1 protein-coding gene and 2 pseudogenes are annotated in these 1,509 nt (G+C 64.5%); 1 reads left to right on the forward strand and 2 read right to left on the reverse strand.

Going from position 1 to position 1,509, the window contains the following annotated elements:
• Positions 1-343: OsmC family protein (locus tag WAW17_RS27345; RefSeq protein ID WP_422335999.1), on the forward strand; the 343-nt coding region annotated here is incomplete at its 5' end.
• A 327-nt stretch (positions 344-670) separates the two neighbouring features.
• Here WAW17_RS27345 and WAW17_RS27350 read toward each other — a convergent pair.
• Both WAW17_RS27350 and WAW17_RS27355 read right to left on the reverse strand, forming a co-directional pair.
• Positions 671-838: pseudogene (locus WAW17_RS27350) on the reverse strand (IS1380 family transposase); the annotation flags it as partial.
• A 45-nt stretch (positions 839-883) separates the two neighbouring features.
• Positions 884-1,278, reverse strand: a pseudogene (locus WAW17_RS27355) (IS1380 family transposase); the annotation flags it as partial.
• Positions 1,279-1,509: the final 231 nt, after the last annotated feature.

Genomic DNA, 1,509 nt, shown 5'->3' on the forward strand with positions numbered 1-1,509 from the left:
CGCCCGCACCAACCATCTGGTCACCGATTCGCGCTTCGGGCCGGGCGAGTCGATCCAGGCCGGTGAACTGCTGCTGTCGGCACTCGCATCCTGTGCGATGGCGAACTTCGAGGCGAACGCGCAGGAACTGGGACTGCGCGTTACCGGCATCTCCGTCGAGGCGGCCCACGCCCGCGGACGCGAGGATCCGACACGGTACGACTTCACCCGCGCCACGATCACCGTGTACGGCGTGAACCAGGCCGCGGCGGATGTTCTCGGCGAGCGGTTCGTCTCGACCTGCCCGATCTACAACACGATCCGCCGTGGCAGCGGCATCGAGTTGACGGTGGTCGCGGACTGACCGCGCTCAGTCCTCGGCGGCCACGGGCCGAGTCCGTGGCCGCACATCACCGCCGCACTTCGGGTGAAAGGGCCATGGCCTTCGGCCGGGCCGTGCGCCCACCGTTCCCCGTTCCTCGCGGCCGGTTACGACCTCTGCGCGAAACTGGCCGACATTCCGGCGCGCACTCACCCCCCCCGCATTGGCCGCGCTGCTCGACGAGGCGGCCCGGCAGTTCCTCGACGACCGCGGTCTGACCGAGGATGGTTTGCCCAGCTTTTCCACGATTGGTCTCGGTCGGGCCGTTGTCGGCGATTCGGTCAGGTTTCTGAGGATGGATCGCGCGCGGTGGCCGATGGTGCTGGTCCACAATCGAAGCCATGCGTCCGACCACGGCCAGTGCGTCGGTAATCGCAAGGTCGGCTTTCGTTGCGGTCGACACAATCAGGCTGGGATGTTGACGATCTTGCGGCGCAGTGTCGATCCGCGGGCAAGAACACCGCCGTCCAGAGAGCCCTCGACACAATCGCCGACGACGCATGGACACCCGTGCGCTACCCGGAGGATGTCGGCTCGGGCTGTGAGTTCGATGAGGTGTTCACGTAACACCGATTCGAGTTGGCGACCGTGGCCGAAGATGAACTCGCGCAGCAAAGTTCCCACCGTCGAGGGGCGTACAGGTTGGCGAAGAGGTGCTTGATGCCACCCGCTCGCAAGATGTCGATGTCGTCGATGCAGTCAGCTCCGGCGCACACCCCGGCTATCAACGTGGCCAGTTTCGGTGCCGGGTTTGCGGCACCCGACGCGATCTTCGGATCAGCGATCGAGACCTTGTCGGCGAGCGGCTCCCGCAGCCTGGTCTGGTCGGCCAACGCCATGACCGACACCAGACCTGCAGAGGACACGAGGTTGTTCTCGTCGAAGACGGCCGGGCCCTCGACGAATTTGTAGGACACTTTCTCCGGAAGTGCCTTTCCAGGAGTGGACCGATTTGCTGTGTGAGAACTCAAATCATCCCAGTTCAGGAGGCACCTTCTTCAGTTCGACACTCGGCTGCCCAGCAGATACATCGGTGGATCGAGGCTTAGCCCAATACCGTGTACTTAGGGCGACGGGGTGGAGTCGCCCGAGAGGACGACAGGACGGCGGCCGATGCAGGACGCATTCCGGTGATAGGGATGTTTGAC

The organism is Rhodococcus sp. (in: high G+C Gram-positive bacteria), assembly GCF_049286785.1.
Classification (GTDB): Bacteria; Actinomycetota; Actinomycetes; order Mycobacteriales; family Mycobacteriaceae; genus Rhodococcus_F.